General features: G+C 46.4%; 13 protein-coding genes. 11 read left to right on the top strand and 2 right to left on the bottom strand.

All coding sequences use genetic code 11. From position 1 onward, the window contains the following. Window positions 1-11: 11 nt before the first annotated feature. The 7 genes from L5M17_RS02955 (at window position 12) to L5M17_RS02925 (ending at window position 11,810) form a co-directional block, all read left to right on the top strand. Window positions 12-2,546, top strand: coding sequence for a glycogen/starch/alpha-glucan phosphorylase (locus L5M17_RS02955; protein ID WP_263145095.1), 2,535 nt, complete (start codon window positions 12-14; stop codon window positions 2,544-2,546). 68 nt (window positions 2,547-2,614) lie between these two features. Further along, on the top strand, window positions 2,615-2,746 hold the full coding sequence (locus L5M17_RS02950) for a hypothetical protein (RefSeq protein WP_263145093.1): 132 nt from the start codon (window positions 2,615-2,617) through the stop codon (window positions 2,744-2,746). Continuing rightward, window positions 2,739-4,001 carry a glucose-1-phosphate adenylyltransferase gene (gene glgC / locus L5M17_RS02945; protein ID WP_006085131.1) on the top strand — a complete coding sequence of 421 codons (1,263 nt, stop codon included), beginning with the start codon at window positions 2,739-2,741 and terminating at the stop codon, window positions 3,999-4,001. The genes L5M17_RS02950 and glgC overlap by 8 nt, the downstream gene beginning before the upstream one ends. Window positions 4,002-4,104: 103 nt before the next feature. Next, complete coding sequence (locus L5M17_RS02940; protein ID WP_263145091.1) at window positions 4,105-5,724, top strand: glycogen synthase; 1,620 nt, start codon at window positions 4,105-4,107, stop codon at window positions 5,722-5,724. Window positions 5,725-5,852: 128 nt separating this feature from the next. Further along, window positions 5,853-8,900 (top strand): EAL domain-containing protein, encoded by a 3,048-nt coding sequence (locus L5M17_RS02935; protein ID WP_263145090.1) that lies wholly within the window; start codon window positions 5,853-5,855, stop codon window positions 8,898-8,900. 129 nt (window positions 8,901-9,029) lie between these two features. Beyond that, on the top strand, window positions 9,030-10,448 hold the full coding sequence (locus tag L5M17_RS02930; protein WP_131522993.1) for a DEAD/DEAH box helicase: 1,419 nt from the start codon (window positions 9,030-9,032) through the stop codon (window positions 10,446-10,448). A gap of 255 nt (window positions 10,449-10,703) precedes the next feature. After that, complete coding sequence (locus L5M17_RS02925; protein ID WP_263145086.1) at window positions 10,704-11,810, top strand: CobW family GTP-binding protein; 1,107 nt, start codon at window positions 10,704-10,706, stop codon at window positions 11,808-11,810. 78 nt (window positions 11,811-11,888) lie between these two features. Here the strand turns inward: L5M17_RS02925 and L5M17_RS02920 are convergent, their stop codons facing one another. Then, window positions 11,889-12,650, bottom strand: a complete 762-nt coding sequence (locus tag L5M17_RS02920) for a substrate-binding periplasmic protein (RefSeq protein WP_263145084.1) — start codon at window positions 12,648-12,650, stop codon at window positions 11,889-11,891. A gap of 384 nt (window positions 12,651-13,034) precedes the next feature. Between L5M17_RS02920 and L5M17_RS02915 the strand changes: the two genes are divergently transcribed. Next, entirely contained in the window at window positions 13,035-13,559 is a 525-nt protein-coding gene (locus tag L5M17_RS02915; protein ID WP_263145396.1) for a DUF3087 domain-containing protein, read from the top strand. Between the two features lie 99 nt (window positions 13,560-13,658). Here the strand turns inward: L5M17_RS02915 and L5M17_RS02910 are convergent, their stop codons facing one another. Next, on the bottom strand, window positions 13,659-15,200 hold the full coding sequence (locus L5M17_RS02910) for an MFS transporter (protein WP_219250128.1): 1,542 nt from the start codon (window positions 15,198-15,200) through the stop codon (window positions 13,659-13,661). A 400-nt stretch (window positions 15,201-15,600) separates the two neighbouring features. On the opposite strand from L5M17_RS02910, the gene L5M17_RS02905 reads away from it, so the two are divergent. From L5M17_RS02905 to L5M17_RS02895, 3 genes are all read left to right on the top strand, one after another. Further along, the gene (locus L5M17_RS02905) at window positions 15,601-16,956 is read left to right on the top strand and encodes an MATE family efflux transporter (protein WP_028760699.1); all 1,356 of its coding nucleotides are present in this window, start codon (window positions 15,601-15,603) and stop codon (window positions 16,954-16,956) included. A 388-nt stretch (window positions 16,957-17,344) separates the two neighbouring features. Next, complete coding sequence (locus L5M17_RS02900; protein ID WP_263145081.1) at window positions 17,345-18,856, top strand: hypothetical protein; 1,512 nt, start codon at window positions 17,345-17,347, stop codon at window positions 18,854-18,856. Between the two features lie 121 nt (window positions 18,857-18,977). Next, on the top strand, window positions 18,978-19,445 hold the full coding sequence (locus L5M17_RS02895) for a DUF6386 family protein (RefSeq protein WP_263145080.1): 468 nt from the start codon (window positions 18,978-18,980) through the stop codon (window positions 19,443-19,445). The last annotated feature ends 13 nt before the right edge of the window (window positions 19,446-19,458 follow it).

Here is a 19,458-nt window from a genome sequence, read left to right as displayed (position 1 = left end):
AGGAATTAACTATGAGTGACAAAAGCGAGCTGAGCCCCAATACCAGCGAAAAACCAGTAACACTAGCTCAGTCAAAAGCCGCGAGCAAGAAGGCTCCCGCTAAGCGTCAGACTAAGTCTAAAGCCGCTGAGCCCTGTGAACCCTGCGATGCTTTGCCCGCTTCTTTTGAGCGCCATTTACGTTATGGACTCAGCCGTGGCGAAGGCGTGAGCTGCGAATTATTTCAAGCGTTAGCTTACAGCGTGAAAGAACAGATGCTAGATAATTGGCGTCAGACTCGAGTGGATGACAGCCATTTTAAGCGCAAGCAAGTGGCGTATTTATCCCTCGAATTTTTGATGGGCCGAGCACTAGGTAATGCACTACTGAGTTTAGATTTGCAACAAGATAGCCGTGATGCCTTGAGCAACTATGCCGTATCGCTAGAAGAGTTAGAAGAGGCCGAACATGATGCTGGTTTAGGCAACGGCGGCCTAGGTCGATTAGCCGCGTGTTTCCTCGATAGCTGCGCCAGCATGGACTTATCAGTGACAGGCTATGGCATACGTTACGAATATGGCATGTTCGCCCAGAAGATAGTCGACGGTTACCAAGTTGAACGCCCTGACCGTTGGTTGCGCGAAGGTAATCCGTGGGAAGTGCGTGTCCCTACCCACAACGTAATAGTGCCATTTTTTGGTCATACCGAATCCTATGTCGATAAACAAGGCCGTAGGCACATTATTTGGGTTGAAACCCAAGATGTGCTTGCCGTCGCCTATGATATGCCAGTTCCTGGTTATCGCAATGGGCGGGTAAATACCCTGAGATTGTGGAAGGCTGAAGCGACCGATGATTTTGATTTAGCTGAGTTTAACCAAGGCGACTACACGGAAGCCGTGGCCCGTAAAAACTTGGCCGAGCAGATCACTATGGTGCTCTATCCTAATGATGCGAGCGAGAACGGCAAAGAGCTGCGATTACGTCAGCAATACTTTTTATCCTCCGCTAGCTTGCAGGATTTACTCAAACGTTGGGTGAGTCGTCATGGTCATGATTTTACGCAGTTTGCCGCTAAAAATGTCATGCAGTTGAATGACACTCACCCTAGCATTGCCGTGCCTGAGTTGATGCGATTATTGATCGACGAATACGGTTTGGAATGGGACAGTGCGTGGGCGATTACCAGCCAGACCATGGCTTACACTAACCATACCCTGTTGCCTGAAGCACTAGAGCGTTGGCCCGTGCGTATGATGGCGCAAATGTTGCCACGCATCTTAGAAATCATTTATGAAATCAACGCCCGTTACTTAGATATTGTCGCCCACCATTGGCCAGGAAATAGTGAGAAATTGGCGAGTATGTCAATTATTCAAGATGGCCCACATCCCTATGTACGTATGGCGTATTTGGCGATTGTGGCGAGTTTCTCGGTCAACGGTGTCGCGGGTTTACATACGCAACTACTCAAATCTGGGTTGTTTAAGGATTTCTATGAGTTGTGGCCGCATAAGTTTAATAACCGCACTAATGGTGTGACGCCAAGACGTTGGCTTGCCCATTGTAACCCTGCCTTAGCTAAGTTACTGACCGCCCATTTAGGTCAAGAATGGGTGACAGACTTAAGCCAGTTAACGGCGCTCAATGCTCTCACACAGGACAATGCGTTTATCCAAAAATGGCGTGATGTGAAGCAAGCCAACAAGGCTTTGCTGGCTAAGATGATTGTTAAGGAATGTGGGGTTGAGTTCGATCCGGCTATGCTGTTTGACGTGCAAGTGAAGCGTATTCACGAATATAAACGTCAGTTACTCAATATCTTGCATGTGATCCATCTCTATCACCAGATCCAGCAAGGCCACACCGAAAACATGGTGCCACGTTGTGTATTGATCGGCGGTAAAGCGGCGCCCGGTTACTTTATGGCTAAGTTGATCATCAAGCTCGCCAGCAATGTTGCTCATATGGTCAATTCCGATCCTATGGTGACGCCTTACCTACGCTTTGCTTTCTTACCAAACTACAACGTCAGCGCCATGGAAAAAATCTGTCCGGGGACTGATTTGTCCGAGCAAATTTCAACCGCGGGCAAAGAGGCATCGGGCACGGGCAATATGAAGTTCATGATGAACGGCGCCCTGACAATCGGCACTATGGATGGCGCCAATATCGAGATGTTAGAGGAAGTGGGCTCTGAGAACTTCTTCCTGTTTGGACTCAATGCGGAGCAGGTCTCGCAGGTACGTAACCATTATCATCCGCGCAGCATTATTGACGATTCACCGACGTTATCTGAGGTGATGAAGTTACTCAAAAGTGGTCACTTCAATCTGCTTGAGCCGGGGATTTTCGATCCCATTATTGCCGCCATCGAAAGCAGCGACGATCAATGGATGACGGCCGCCGACTTTGACAGTTACCGAGTCGTGCAAGAAGCCGTGGCGCGGGCCTATAAAGATCCGCAGGTGTGGACGCAGATGAGTATTCGCAATACCGCCGCCAGTGGACGTTTTTCGAGTGATGTGACGATCGCGGGTTATCGCGATGAAATTTGGAAACTGTAAGGGCTGGGCTCTGGGTTATAAGTCTCTTGTTATAGCGGATGAGTATAAGCGTTAAGTGTTTGAAAGGAATGCAGCAATCAATGGAAGGAATGGGGAATGCAAGTGAGAAATACTCAGGGGAGTACGGCAGTGTCTGCCGTATCGATAAGCCATTTATGGGCAATCAGTTTGCCGATTTCGGAGTAAGAGCCTATGTCTAATGTTCGTTATATCAGTAATTTAACTCGTGAAACCTATGCGTTGATTTTAGCTGGTGGGCGCGGGTCTCGCTTGCATGAACTCACGGATTGGCGTGCTAAACCTGCACTGTATTTCGGTGGTAAGTTTCGTATTATCGATTTCCCGCTCTCAAATTGTATTAACTCGGGTATTCGTCGTGTCGGGGTTGTGACTCAGTACAAGTCGCATTCTTTGATCCGCCATGTGATGCGCGGTTGGGGCCATTTTAAGAAGGAGCTGGGCGAGTCGGTGGAGATTTTACCCGCTTCACAACGCTATTCGGAAAACTGGTACCAAGGCACGGCCGATGCGGTATTTCAAAATATCGATATCATTCGCCACGAGCTGCCTAAATACGTGATGGTGTTGTCTGGCGATCACGTGTATCGCATGGATTATGCTGGGTTATTAGCTGCCCATGCCGAGTCGGGTGCAGATATGACTGTCTCTTGCCTTGAAGTGCCGATTGCCGAAGCTGCGGGTTCGTTTGGGGTGATGGAAGTCGATGAAGAGATGCGCATTTTAGGCTTTGAAGAAAAGCCGCTGCAACCTAAGCATTCTCCGGGTAATCCTGAAATGTGTTTAGCATCTATGGGCAACTATGTGTTTAACACAGAGTTTTTGTTTGACCAGCTCAAGAAAGATGCCTTAAACGAAAGCTCAGATCGGGATTTTGGTAAGGATATTATTCCTGCGATCATCGAAAAACATAATGTGTTCGCCTATCCCTTTAAGAGTGCTTTCCCAAATGAGCAAGCCTATTGGCGCGATGTGGGTACGCTAGACTCTTTCTGGCAAGCGAATATGGAACTGTTATCGCCTACGCCAGCACTGAATTTGTACGATGCGAAATGGCCAATTTGGACTTTCCAAGAACAATTACCACCCGCTAAATTTGTGTTTGATGACGATGATAGACGCGGTATGGCGTTGGACTCGATTGTTTCGGGCGGTTGTATTATTTCGGGGGCGACAGTGCGCCGTAGTGTATTGTTTAACGAAGTGCGCGTTTGTTCTTATTCGTTAGTTGAAGATTCAGTAGTGCTACCCGATGTAGTCGTGCTGCGCCATTGCAAAATCAAGAATGCGATACTTGACCGTGGCTGCATTATTCCCGAAGGCATGGTGATAGGTTATAACCATGATCACGACAGAGCTAAAGGCTTTAGGGTGTCCGAAAAAGGCGTGACTTTAGTGACCCGTGACATGCTAGGTTTGCCTGTAGGCTATGAATAGTGCTTTGATCATTAAAGTAAATTGATCATTAAAGTAAAAATGGCTTAGGTATAGGCAGCTTAATAAAAGCTGCACAGTTGAAGTAGCGGGAGTATCCAATTAATTGAAACAACGCATTTTGATGGTCGCGGCTGAAAACGGTGCCCTTGCGGGCGCCAAGGTTGGCGGTATGGCGGATGTCATCCGTGATTTACCCGCCGCTTTGGCGGGTGTTGATTTGTGCGCCGATGTGATCATGCCAAGCTATGGCTTTTTGACTGCGGTAGCGAATCAACCCCAAGATCTGGGTGAGTTAACTGTGGCTTTTGGCGGCCGATTGGAGCGGGTGCATGTGTTTGCCATGCCCCATCCCCATGTGCCAGAGGCGATGATTTATCTGCTCGAACATGCATTATGGCAATCCGTACCTGGGCAGATTTATAGCCAAGGCAGTGCCGAGCGTCCTTTTGCCGACGATGCAACTAAGTTTGCTTTCCTTTGCGCGAGCGTCGCGACAGCATTAGTTACTGGTAGAGTGCCTATGCCGACAGTGCTGCATTTACATGACTGGCATGCGGGCTGCTTAGCCATGTTAAGAGCATTCGTGCCTGAGTTCAGTGCTCTCAAAGAAATTGAGTGTGTGTTCTCTATCCACAATCTTGCGTTGCAGGGGATACGTCCCTTAAGCCAAGATTCATCCTCCTTTGCGGCTTGGTTTCCAGAGCTGTTTGCCACTTTGACGCAGGGGCAAAAACAGTTAATTACCGATCCCCGTTATCCCTACTGTGTTAACCCTATGCGCATGGGCATAGTGCTGAGCGACAAAGTGCATTTAGTCTCACCCAGTTACGCCAAGGAAGTGTTGCAGCCCTCCAGACCAGAAGCGGGATTCTTTGGTGGCGAAGGGCTAGAGCAAGACTTACAGGTCAAGGCCAATGATGGCAAAGTGGTGGGGATTTTAAATGGCTGTGTATATTCGTCAGTATCGGATTTACCCGCTAAGCCACCTGCGCGTATTCAAATACCCGAGTTCAAGCAACTGCTCAGTGCGGTTGAAACTGCGTTAGTGCAATGGCAGGGGCATCAAACGCAAGTGAGTGGCGTGGACATGATTGCTTTTGCCCGCACCCAAGCCCATTGGCGTCAAGCAATGGCGGAGCAAGTACCGAGTCTGTTATTGACTTCGGTGGGCCGCTTGACCGATCAAAAAGTATTATTGCTGCGCCATCAATTGCCCTCGGGTTTATCTGTGCTTGAAACCTTACTTAACGCGTTGAAGCAGACAAAACCGACGGCACTGCTGATTTTACTCGGCAGTGGCGATGCATCCATTGCTAAGTCTTTCCAAGCGTTAGGGGCTAAATACGATAACCTATTATTTTTGCAAGGATATAACGAGGCGTTATCCGAAGCACTGTATCAGCATGGCGATCTATTTTTGATGCCAAGCTCCTTTGAGCCCTGTGGCATCAGTCAAATGTTGGCCATGCGCGCGGGACAGCCATGCTTAGTGCATAGTGTAGGCGGTTTAAAGGATACCGTTGAGGATGGCGTTAATGGTTTTGCTTTTAACGGCAATAGCTTAAATGAGCAGGCCGAAGCGTTTCTGCAAAGGTTGGTGCAAGCCATTGCCTGTTTCGAGGGGAAAACATGGCCACATGTGCGTGCTGCGGCCATGGCACAGCGTTTTGACTGGCATTCTATTGCAGAGCAATATCGTCAACAACTCTATTGCAAAATGTAATGTGGTAAGTCCAAAGTGTGATGCGGCAAAGGGAATTAACGCATGATTTCTAAGTGATTCTGCTACACTTGTGGGGGAATGTTAAAATGTTATCAAGCCCCCTCATTTTTGGAGTCGCTCTCTGAGTTATGGATAAAGGTATTCTCTTTCCGTTAGTACAAAATGCGGCTTTATTGCTGGCGTTGGTCTTTTTGTACGACGTGATTCCTAAAAAGCATCAGCGGCAGTATTTTTTACTGTGGCGCATCATTATTGGGATGCTCATCGGTGGTATTGGTATCACTATTATGAGTACGCCTTGGGTATATTTGCCTGGCGTTTTCTTTGATACCCGTTCAGTTATTCTCTGTATTTCTGGTCTATTTTTCGGTGGTTTACCGACCTTAGTGGCTGTCGTGATGACGGCGCTGTATCGCATCAGTATCGGTGGCGCTGGTATATGGATTGGCGTCGGCGTGATAGTGTCATCCGGTTTAATCGGGGTGATCTGGCGTCAATATCGTAAGTCTCTGTTAGCCAATATTTCAGGTGGAGAAATTTTTCTCTTTGCCTATACCGTTCATATCGTGATGTTGTTGTGGTTCTTATTTCTACCCGATGGCATAGCAATGCCATTACTCGCCAAAGTGACCCTCCCTGTATTGACCATTTTCCCGATTGCGACTTGGCTATTGAGCCGCTTGTTATCGCGACGTTTTGAATTAGAGCGTGATGAACAAATTCGTCTGCAGGATGATTTTCTTTTTAGGAGCCAATTCAACGCGGGCAATATTGGTATTGCAATAACGGGGATAGATCAAAAGTGGATAAAGGTGAATCCACGATTATGTCAAATGCTCAAGTATTCAGAAGCTGAATTGCTACGGATGACGTGGGCACAAATTACTCATCCCGATGATTTAGAAGCGGATGCCCTGAAATTTGAGCTTATGCTGCGGGGGGATATCGATAATTACGAGATGGATAAACGTTTTATCGTTAAAGACGGTAGCGTGGTTTACACCCATATGACTGTCGCCTGTAAGCGTGGTGGTAATAATGCCGTGTTGCTTGTTATTGCTGGATATTTAGATATCACCTCACAGGCCATTGCTGACCAAGAGGTGCTCGCTAGCCGTGAACAACTCGAACTGGTGTTAAGCAGTAGCGATCTTGGGGTGTGGGATTGGGATATTCGTAATGATCGTATCGAACGTAACGCCCGCAGCGCCGATATTCTTGGTTGCGATGTTGATATGCTCAACGCCAATAGTCGCCAATGGATGGATGCGATAGTCGCCGAAGACAGGCCTAAAGTGCTGCATTCGATTGAGGCCCATATTCGTGGCGAAACGGCGCAACATAAGATGGAGTACCGCTTAAATACCGTAAACCGTAAGGTGCGGTGGATCCTTGATACAGGTAAAGTCGTGAGCAGAGATGCAAACAACAATGCTCTGCGTATGTGCGGAACCTATACCGATATTACCGACGCAAAACTTATCGAAGAATCCTTAAAATTGTCGGCACTGGTTTACGATAACAGCTCAGAAGCCATGAGTGTCCTCGATGAAAAGGGTGTGATTATTACCGTCAACGCCGCCTTTAGTGTGATGACGGGTTATCGCGAATTTGAAGTGCGGGACCAACATATTCGGCTGCTTTATTGTGACCTCAATGGCCGCGATTTTTACACCAAAATGAATAATGATATCCGCGAGAAAGGCCAATGGCAGGGGGAAATGTGGCAGCGGCGCAAAAATGGCGAGGAATATGTCATCTGGTTAACCATCAATACGATTAATGATAAAGAAGGCCATCCCTATCGACGTGTTGCCCTGTTCTCAGACATTACCGATAAGAAGCAAAATGAACATCTGATTTGGAAACAGGCTAACTACGATACGCTGACGGGGTTGCCTAATCGGCGCATGTTGTTGGAGTATTTAAGCAGTGAAGTGAAAAATGCCGACCGCAATCGCAACCACTTTGCCTTATTGTTCTTGGACTTAGATTTCTTTAAAGAAGTGAATGACACCTTAGGCCATGCCATGGGCGATTTACTGTTGATAGAAACCGCGAGTCGATTGAAATCCTGTGTGCGTGATGCCGACGTCGTGGCGCGTCTTGGCGGCGATGAATTTACTGTGGTGTTAAGTTCGATGGAAGACCATAAGGGGATTGAGCGCGTCGCCGAGAATATTTTGCGACGAATTGCCGAACCCTATGTGTTAGGGGAAGAAACCGCTTATATCAGCGTCAGTATTGGGATTACTTTATATCCCGATGATTCGACCAGTATTGAAGGGCTTCTCAAGCATGCGGATCAGGCGATGTATGCGGCGAAAGATCAAGGGCGTAATCGCTTCAACTATTTCACCCCATCGATGCAGGAATACGCCAAATACCGCATGCGCTTGATCCAAGACTTACGTCAAGCGGTCGTGAATAAAGAATTTGAACTGCATTATCAGCCGATTGTTGCCTTAGCAACGGGTGAAGTGACCAAGGCTGAAGCCTTGATCCGCTGGCATCATGCGGAGCGTGGTGCTGTGTCGCCTGCTGAGTTTATTCCTGTGGCGGAGGATACTGGCTTGATTGTTGAAATCGGCAATTGGGTGTTCGAGCAAGCCGCTCGCCAGAGTGCGGCGTGGCGTCATGAATTAGGGGTTGAAATCCAAATCAGCGTCAATAAATCCCCAATCCAATTTCGTGATGAAGGCACGCTGCTCAATGATTGGTTGAAGTTATTGCAAGATCTTAATATTACAGGCGCGGGCGTGTGCGTTGAAATTACCGAAGGCTTGTTATTGGATGCCAGTATGGGTGTAACCGAAAAACTACTGGCCTACCGCGATGCGGGTGTGCAAGTGTCGCTGGACGATTTTGGTACGGGCTATTCGTCACTTGCCTATTTGAAAAAGTTTGACATTGATTATCTTAAAATTGATCAATCTTTTACCCGCCATATCGATACCGATTCAAACGATCAAATTCTCTGCGAGGCGATTATCGTGATGGCCCACAAGTTGGGAATGAAGGTGATTGCCGAAGGTGTCGAAACCGATGCGCAGCGGCTAGTCTTGTTGGCTGCAGGCTGTGACTACGGCCAAGGTTACTTGTTCTCAAGACCTGTGCCTGCGGGTGAATTTAGCCAAAAATACTTACAGGATCCGCTTTTAGTCTCCCATGTCTGAGGAGATATTAACTTAGTGGCGATAATTGCCTATAAAAACGCCGCGGATTTTGCTAGACTCCGCGGCCCCGCGTTGGGGCATTGAGTATCACCTCGCATCAAAGTTTTACTACTTAGCTAAAGAGTCCCTATGAAATTTGAAACACTCGGTTTATCTTCTCCTATTTTGAATGCGATAACTGAGTGTGGCTATCAGCAACTCACTCAAGTGCAAGAGAAAGTGATCCCGCTTGCCTTTGAAGGCAAAGACATTATGGCCTGCGCCCAAACGGGTACAGGTAAGACGGCTTCCTTTGCTCTGCCTGTACTTGAAAAGTTGGCGGCTGAGTCTTTAACAAGCGATAGCAATGATAAACCGATTTTACGCGCGTTGGTGATGACGCCAACCCGCGAACTTGCGATTCAAGTCTGCGAAAATATCCAAAAATACAGCCAGTTCCTACCACTGAAAACCTTAGCGGTTTACGGTGGCGCCAACATGAATCCCCAGCGTAAAGGGGTAGAGCAGGGCGTTGATATTTTGGTGGCAACTCCTGGTCGTTTATTCGATATTATCGGCCAATTCCAGTTAGATTTGTCGAGCGTTACCACATTAGTGATCGACGAAGCCGACCGTATGTTAGACATGGGTTTTGTGCGCGACATTGAAAAAGTGAAACGCTTAATTGCGCCGCAGCATCAAACCATGTTGTTTTCAGCGACCTATAGCGATGCCGTCAAACAACTCGCCGAGAAAATGCTGAATGAACCTCAGTGGGTGAATGTTGCTGACACGACTACCGCATCCACAGTTGTGCAGGAAGTCTATCGCGTTGATAAACGTCGCAAAGCCGAGCTGTTGTCAGAACTCGTTGGCCGCAACAATTGGCGCCAAGTGCTGGTGTTTGCCAGCACGAAAGAAAGCGCCGAGCATTTATTACAAGAATTAAAGCTGGATGGCATAGCCGCTGGTGTATTCCACGGCGATAAAACACAAGGCGCCCGTAATCGGGTGTTGGAAGAGTTTAAAGCTGGTAAATTGCGGGTGCTGGTGGCGACCGATGTGGCCGCTCGTGGTTTAGACATTCATGCCTTGCCTATGGTGATCAACCTTGAATTACCTTTCCTTGCCGAAGATTATATCCATCGTATTGGTCGTACTGGCCGTGCGGGATTAACGGGTCGCGCGATTTCGTTTGTTTCACCTTCTGACGATGAAATGCTCGCTGAAATTGAAGCTTTGATTGAGCAGAAACTGCCCGTGTCGGTACAACCGGGTTATGAAGAAGGCACGCCTTTGCCTGCCCGTTACCGTGATGCGCCCGCGGCACCGATTAAGCCGATTGGAAAGTGGAGCCATAAGGCGCCGCAGGATCGTACTATTGGTCAGTCTCGTCAGGGTAAGTACGCGAAAGGTAAAGCGCAGGATAGCAAAACCAGTGCCGATAAATCCTCTAGCCGTGCTAAGCCAGCTTCTGGCTCAGGTAAGCCGTTTAATGCAACTAAACCTAAGTCGAATTTGGTGAGCAATAAGTCAGGTTTTGGCTCTCGCACAAATAAGTCTAAATAAGTTAAGTCAAAATAAGTTAAGTCAAAATAAGCTAAGCACAACAATCAAGGCTAATAAGTGCAAAGTGCCTATTAGCTTAGCCGTTTAACGGTTACCTAGTTTGTTGATTTGACTGTTGAATAGTCAGTTGCATATTTTGCTACATAGCCTGTCGCGATTCTAAAAGCGCATCCTCACCGATGCGCTTTTTGTTGAGCTTCAAAGCCAATACTTCTACACTCGAGCGCTAAGCTTTCTATTCGAGCGAGTTTCCTTATGATTATCAAAGCGATTCCCACCAATATCATTACAGGTTTTTTAGGTGTAGGTAAAACCTCTCTGATTAAGCAATTGTTGGCGACTAAACCCGCGGATGAAATTTGGGCAGTGCTGGTCAATGAATTTGGTGAGGTCGGCATTGATGCTGGGTTACTTAATTCCTCCGATAACGGCATACAAATTCGTGAGGTTGCGGGTGGCTGTATGTGCTGCGCAGCAGGCGTACCGACACAAGTGGCCATCAATCAGTTGATTGCGAAAGCGAAACCTGACCGCTTATTGATTGAACCGACTGGGCTTGGGCATCCTAATGAAATCATTAAAGTATTGAGTGCGCCCCATTATCAGAATGTGATTTCACTGCGTAGCACCCTATGTTTGGTGGACGCGCGTAAGATCCACGATCCTCGCTATCGCGAACATGCAAATTTTATCCAACAGTTGCAAGTGGCCGATGTGATCATCGCAACTAAGTCTGACTTGTATGATGCTGAAAATACTAAGTTACTCTATGAATTGCAGACTTATTTAAGCCATATTGAACGTACTGATATTCCTGTAGTGAGCCACTCTAATCAACAGCCTTTACCTAGCGCTTTACTGGACTATCTTAACCAACCAAGGCGCGTGTCACTCAATATAAATGGGCATGCTAGCGCGGGCCTAAAGCTGGGTAGTCTACCGACGACTGCCCCAAGCTTGTTTCGTGCTGGTGGTTCTCGCTTGAGTAAGTTGAGCCTCTTTGCCGAAGGTGCAATCGAAGCCGCACTTGATTTTGATGATCGCGGTATAGTGCGAAAGCAGAATCAAGGTGAAGGTTGTTTTAGCTGCGGCTGGGTATTTGAACCGAGCCAAGAGTTTGATTTTGATAAATTAATGGATTTTATTCAGCGGCAAGCTCAATCATCCGACGTTGGGCAAGTGTTGCTTAGATTAAAGGCTGTGATGATCACTACTGATGGAATTGCGGGATTTAACTGGATTGACCATGAGTTTACTGTAGTTGAACTCGATGACACCTTAGATTCCAGGCTAGAAATGATTACGATGGACGACGTCAATTGGGACGAGATTGAGCAGCAGTTGATTGCTTGTCTTAGCTAACAGAATTCCCCATCACTCTTTATTACAGGTGTGAGCAAAGATAAGAGGGGCGGGTTTGGTGGGAACAGTAAGGTTGGATCAGTAAGGCAAGGTCACGCGGTATTTTTGGCCGAGTGTTGTGAGTGTGCCATTTTGGATCATCTCCTCGAAGAAGCTGTCAAAACGAGTTCTTAGCGGATCAAATTTAGCTTGTTTCGGAAAAGCCATAAAGCCGTCTCGCACATCGATTATCGGCATGATTGGCGTAATTGCATGAGGGATTTTGATTTGGGCGAGCACTGCATTTGTATTGCGACTATTGGTGGCGAGTAGATCTAAATCACCCCGCGAAAGCCGTTCTATGCCACTTTTAATATCGACAAATTCATTGATATTTAATGAGTTAGTTTGTTCGGTAAACCTTGTGCCATAACTCCAGCCCTGCATTTTTCCAATCCGTTGCGTTTTAATACTGGCATAGTCGCCATTCCACACTATTTCATTGTCTGCCCGAGCATAAAACACCATATCATCGCGGTAAAATGCCTTCGCCGCAAAAACCAAGTTGGCATTACGTTCTGGGGTATCGTAGGGACCAATAAGAATATCCGCTTGGCCACGTTCAACCATAGAGATAGCGCGGCGCCATGGGGTAATTTGATAGTGAATGTTCACACTTTGCTGCTGGGCGAAGCGATTCAAAATATCGACACCTAAGCCGGTATATTCGCCATTGGCTTGTAGTTCAAAAATTTGACTGAAACTCGAACCCACTGCGAGCAGGTCTTTGGCCTGTGCAGTCAAGCAAAGGCTGCTGAGCGCCAAAAGGACGACTTGTGCAAAGCCTTTGCTGAGTATCATGGCATTCCTTGTGTGGTTTGAATGCGGGAGGTTAGAACACTGTCTCTCGTAAAAGCGGCGATATCGTTATGCAATTCACTAGGGTTAAGGTTAGCAAATTTTACCCAGATTTGATTGCACGTTAACATTTTAATGTTTTGAAATAAATGGAAGATTAATCGTAAGGGCATTAAGCCGTTGATCTTCAATCGATACATCATCCTATCCCTCAGCCAGCTTAGTTACGCTTAAAGGTTTCAGTTTGTATCATTCACTGATGGGGTGGAGAAATGTATTTTCCTTATGCGTTTAAATCAGTTAAGGCTGAATAAAGGGGATTGCGGTATGCTCTGCCATTCATTGATTTATACCCCAATGCTGGGCGGTTTATTTGAGCGGGATGTTATGAAGCTGCAGGAAATAGATAAAACCTTGTATCGTAAAAATATGAATTTATTCATTGTGATTCTAGTTGTTAGCTTAGTCGTGTTATCGCTGATTTTTGGTACTGGACTCATTGCGCTGTTTGGGGCGACGCCTGTGCCAGGTGAGCCTACAGGTAATTTCCATTTGAATCTCTTAGGCGTGATTTTCAGTCTGGGTCTGTGTAGCGCAGTGATTTACAACTTGAAGGATAAATCCTTCTTCAGCGAAATTTATTATGTGTGGCAATTAAAGCAACTCCATAATCGTATCTATCGCAAGTTGATAAAGATTAAAGCCGCTGCGGCGCAAAATGATGTGAATGCTTTGATTATACTGCTGTTTTATTACACTAGTTTAAGGCAAGTGTATGAGCTCGATGACAATACGCTGACCTTGCCGGCGCTGACTCAAGATCTCAATCGTCTGAATGCGCAAATCGAGAGCTTAGGCCTATTGCTTTCGCCTGAACAATTTACGCCTGAACTGCTGACGCGTCCTTTCTGATACTGATGAGGCAAGATGAGGATCGCTCCTCACCTTGCCATATCTAGCCCTTATCTTGTCTTTGTCGTCCTTGCCCAAAATGAGGTCAGCGAGTGTCACTTAGGCGGCTTGCTGGGCTCTTTGTAGTGTGAGTAACCACTTACCATAGATGTAAATTCCTACCGCTGAGATAGTCCCTATGGCGGCTATGATGTACCACGCCATGCCAATGTTATGGCTGTGGTATAGCAGTTGAGTGAGATCGTGTGCGTTTTCACCTGTGTAACTCACCAAAGTGGTAAAGGCTTCACCTTGGGGAATGGCGCTGATCTCAGTGCTGTTCATGCCGCGCTCTAGCAATAAATCCCGCGAAAACAATTCCTTTGATGCATAAATCTCGTAGAGTTTAGGGCCAAAGTAGCCTTCTAATCCCCAGCCGATCCCTTGGGGCAACATCACAAATCCCAAGTACATGGCTTTTTTACCTTCGGGAGCAATATTACCCATAAACTCGTTTTTCTTCGGGCTAATCATCATTTCGCCAATGGAGAACATGGCTATCGCGAATACGATAAACCATGCCGCATGGAAAGCACCGATAAACACAAAAGCTAAAATACTCAGCAAACAACCAATAAACATAGCGGTAGTAATACGGTATTTAGCCGTCAGCGCCGCAACGATAAAACAGCAAGTCATAATCAGGCCCGCATTGAGGTTTAACATGCCTTCGGGCATCACCTTAGTGCCTTCGTTATTGAGGCCAAGCCAAAATTGTAGAATACCGTTACTGGTGCCTTCGCTGCCAAAGAGGGTGGTGACGATTACGCTGGTATCGACCCATTCGGAAATATGGATAGGCAGCACATCGAATAGGGCATTGAACAAGAACCAAAATCCTGAAAAAACGAGCATATAGTAGATTACAATCGGCTTTTTCAACTCGCGCCAAGCATCACGCCACAGGGATTCTTGTTCGACTTCACCCGATTTTATTTGCTTATTGCGTTCCAGTCGCTCGGCTTTACCTGGCTCGGTATAGGTGAGTAAGAATAAGAAGTTGAGTGAGATAATTGCGGCGCAGGCGAAAAATACATTGTCCCACGACAATTGGCGCATATGCACGGCAACTAAGGGCCCGAGGAAACCCCCAATGTTTACAACTTGGTAAAAAATGCCCCAAGCCATTGAAGTGTTATTGCGATTAGTGGACAGCACTAAGGTGCCTTGAATGCCCGGTTTAAATATCCCTGTGCCTATGGCAAGGAGTAATGCACCGACAAGGAAGCCCCAAAAGCTGGGGAAGAATGCCATGACGAGATAGCCAAAGATTTTAATGATGGTGGAGCCGAAGATGGTTTCTTTGTAGCCCACTCGGTCAGACATGCCACCGGTGAACACGGGCACAAAGGTTTGCATGATCGCCCAGAGGGAAATAATAATGCCGTAGTCACTTAGGCTGATCCCAAGGCCGCCCGCAGACTCTGGCGCTTTAGCGTACAGTCCAGCACTGGCTTTAACACCGTAGTAGGCGATACGCTCGACTAACTCCATACCACCAACTAACCAAAACACATAACCTAAGCTAGTAATGGAGGCCCACATGCCGAGCTGTTTGACTTCTCGCAGATCGTTGCCTGCATTTGGACTATTCTGACTCATGTCCTTCCCTTATTATTGTTATTGAATTTATTTCTGTTTAACCCATTAATTATCAAAAACTTAAATTTATGAAGTTAATGATTTCATCTTGTTTAAATACGATAATGGGCTTGCTTGAACGGATACTTTACCTAATTCGGCCTTAAACACCAAAAAAGTAGCAGAAAATGATGAATTAACCCACATCTGTTATTGAACTGTACTGAGTTTGTCATTTGGCTGAAATTGGACTGTTTCTGCTTAAGTCATTGTGATGATTAATCTTTATTGTTAATTATTCACAATGAACATGCTTTGAGTTCTCGCTATTTTTAGGTACAATCCATTGTCGCATTTTTGTTCACCCGATCATTTTTCTAGATAGATACGACTCTAGCCCCCCTTTTTGTGAGAAACGCTAATGACAGCAACAACATCTAATCATGCTCCTGCGGATATGAGCTTGCTCGAGGAGCCGATTGCGAAGCTTTTTTGGCGCTATACCATACCCACCATTGCCTCTATGTTGGTCACGGGCGTATATGTGACAATTGATGGCATCTTTGTTGGCCACTATTTAGGTGAAACAGGGCTGGCGGGGATGATGCTAGCTTACCCTGTGGGCGCGATTTTATACGCTATTGGCGCCATGATAGGTATGGGTAGCGCGGCATTAGTGTCAATCAATCTTGGCCAAGGTAATGTAGTCAAGGCCCGTAAACTACTGGGTAATGCCTTTACGTTATGTTTATTAACGGGATGCTTTTTTGCCCTTGTTGGTGGGATATTCTCGCGAGATATTTTGGTCGCCCTTGGGGCGCAAGGTGAGATGCTCGAAAATGCTAACGAATACTTATTCTGGTATTTTGCACTGTGTCATTTCCCCATAATTTCAATGACCTTCACCACACTGCTGCGTAATGATGGCAGGCCATCCATGGTAACTTGGGTGCTGATTTTGGGTGGTGTATTAAACACTTTCTTAGACTGGCTGTTTATTGTGGTTTTCCCCTTTGGTTTAGCAGGTGCAGCGATTGCGACTATGTTGTCGCAGGCGGTAACGGGGCTTTTGTGTTTACAGCATTTTTTCAGTCCGCGCACTCAGCTTAAAATCACTTTTGAGCAGATGAAGCTCAAGCTCGATAATTGCCTTAATATAGCCCGCGTTGGTTTCCCCAGCTTTTTGATGAATCTGTATTTGTCGATAGTGTTAACCCTGCATAATACGGCTTTTTTGTGGGTTGGCGGTCCATTACATGTGGCCGCCTATGGTGTGGTGAGTTACACAGAAGCGTTTTTCTATCTGATTTTTGAGGGCATTGCGCTTGGTACTCAACCTATTTATAGCTTTAACGCGGGAGCTGGGCGTTTTGACAGGGTTAAACAAGCGCGCAATATTGCCTTTGGTATGACGTTACTCACCGCAGCTTTAGGTTTAGCGCTGATTTATTCTCGCCCTGAATGGTTAGTGTATTTGTTTGCCGGTGATAATCCGAATTTAACACCAGTGGCGATTGAAGGTATGCGCTGGTATTTTTGGGGCTTGCCTATGGAAGGCTTAATCTTAGTCGGTGCGAGTTTCTTCCAAGCGATTAACTGTTCGAAACAAGCTTCTATGCTGACGGGCGCTAAGCTTATTCTTATCGCTGCGATCATCTACTGCTTTGCATGGGCGTTCGGCGTGATTGGTGTGTGGGTGTCGCTCGCGACCTGTAGCACTATCTTGACGATATGGATGTTTTACGCCATGAAGCGAGTCGAGGCACGTTTGCATTAATCCTTGCTTTGGTTTGTATTGGTTTCGCCTGATTTATTGACAAGACAAGGGGCGAGGCAAGTAACCTGTAGCTGGGGCATAAGTGTTTAGTTTTACGTAAATTTTACAATTGGGGCGATTAATGGCCCCGATTGTAATTGCCCACATATCTTTCGTCGTTAAACATGACTTAGGGCTAGCGTGGGATGATGGCCTCTGGTACATTTCGCTGGTTTAATCTGCAATCAAAAATGACTTATCCAAGCGTGCTGTTGAGCCGAGGCTATAGCCCTCAATTAACAGACTGAGTTCGCTTAGGCTTTTGGGTCGATTGATCGTTGATATGACTGGGTATTGAGCCGAATGACTCGCTCGTTGATTTTAGTAATTTATGTTTTATGAGGCCCTTATGCGCACCACTTCAGTCATTTCTATGCTGTTGCTTGGCGTGTTAACGACAGTTAATGCCAGTGCCAAAGAGAATGAGTTAGTGTTTGCCAGCGACTTCGAAGGCAATCGTTTATCTCAACCTTGGTCGTGGATCATGGGTTGTCAATTTGAAGGCGCTGAACCTCACACAGGTGAAAGTGCGCTGCTTTGCGTCGAAGGCAATAGCAGTATCGTCAGTAAGTACCCTATTTCTGAAGCGGGTCTATTAGAGTTTTGGGTCAAAACCCAGAATACTCAAACCCAATATCGAATCAATGTATTGACCTCTCCGGTATTAAAGCTCGATGCCCAGTGGCAGCATGTTGCTTTAATCGATATCACCCCTGGGGCTAACGAATATTTAGCACACCGAGTGTCTATTGATGATCCGAGTCGCCAATATATCCGTCTTGATATTGAGGCCATTAATGGCCCTATCAGTTTGGACGATTTGAGCTTAGGTAAAATTCGCCTTGATATGGCCCTGCAAAAAAATGAGCAGAAAATTATCGGCGGGATTTTAGATAAGCTGAAAGCTGATAAGAATTACGAAGTGCAGTCTGAGTCATTTCGTACTTTAGGTAAAAATTATGCCGCTCAGCTCGAGAGCCAAAGACAATACCTCGAGTACTCGAATGCTATTTATTCAAGTATCACCTTTGTGTTGGCGACGTCTGAGCGCAATAAAATGTCTAACCCTATGGGATATAACACCTTTAGGTCGGTTTTAACTGACGCTAAACGTGTGGCATCGCCTCTCCAACAGGCGCGTTTAGGCTCTATGGTGAAACCCTTTGGTGACTTAGCTACTGCCACCTTAAACGTGGTCAGTGCCGGTGCGTATTCCGCCTTTGCCGAACCCTTTAAGTCATTCTTAGCTGCGACTTTTGATCGCTCTAATTATGACAACAGTGACTTAAGCCGTAGTGATAAAAAGTTTGCTGAAGAAAATGGCCTGAAAATTTATCAGCAGGCCGAACGGTTTATGTCTGAAATCGAAAAAGAACTGCAACAAGTCACTGCACTCGACAATGATTTAGTCAGTATGCAGAAGAACTTAGATAATTTCCGTAAGGATCTCGATAAGCATCTGCGCAGTTACTTACAGCATGCCAGTATTGCCCGCACACCTGAAAATTACAGCCGAGTGATGAGTAAAGACGAGCAGGCACGCGCGCTGGTGATTGCTGAGGCGAGTGCCAATATCAGTGCTAAAGCTGAGGCGCTATTGGCTTCGAACAGCAATGCAGAGTTAGTGCAGTACATGATTAAAACCACTGAGAAGATTGATGAATTTCAAGAGTTCAAGGAACGTTTTAATCAGATCACTTCGGCCATGCTGACCTTCTACGACAAATTTGAGCGCTCAATTGCCGCCGAGCAAAACCCCTTTACCGATCCTAGCGATCGCGCCGTGTGGGAGCAGCACGCCAAAAGCGCCCGTAACTACATTCGCCAGTCGAAGGAAGCCTTCACTAAAGCCTTTATGTAAAGGATTGTTGTAAGTAAGTGGTAGTAACGGCCTAAAATTATGGCGATTTTTCTATTTTAGGTTTGGAGTTATCAAGGATAAAACAGGTAGTCAGAATCATTTCTGTTAGTGGGCAAGGATGATGAGTAAACCCTATACAACAACTCGGTTTGACACAGATACCGCCACAATGGCGATATTTGATCCCGCGGCATTAACTCATCGCTGTGAGGATACGGCTGATTGGTGGTCTGTGCCGAGTGACGAAATTTTGGAAATCAATCAAGGTCATGTGCTATTCGTAGGACTTGGCGCCGATGGCTGTTATGAGGTTGAAATTTTCCGTAAGCTAGGTGAGGCTGGGCTCAATTCGAATTATCTCTCTGCAAACTTAACAGTATTGTCAGGGTGCCTGTATATTGGCGCAGCCGAGCAAGTTCCAGCAGGAGATCTTGGGCCTGAAACAACCTTTGGCGGCGCTTTAATTTATGCTGTGCGAGGGAATATTGAGGTGAGGGTGTATCGGCTTACACCCCATAAACTGGTGGTTGAATATGAGTCAACCTCAGAAGATGTACTAAACGAGTTTACGTCTAGCCCATTACTTTAAGCGGCTTACTTTA

Source organism: Shewanella sp. SW24, from assembly GCF_025653395.1.
GTDB lineage: Bacteria > Pseudomonadota > Gammaproteobacteria > Enterobacterales > Shewanellaceae > Shewanella > Shewanella oncorhynchi.
This window is presented reverse-complemented; position numbering and strand designations above follow the sequence as displayed.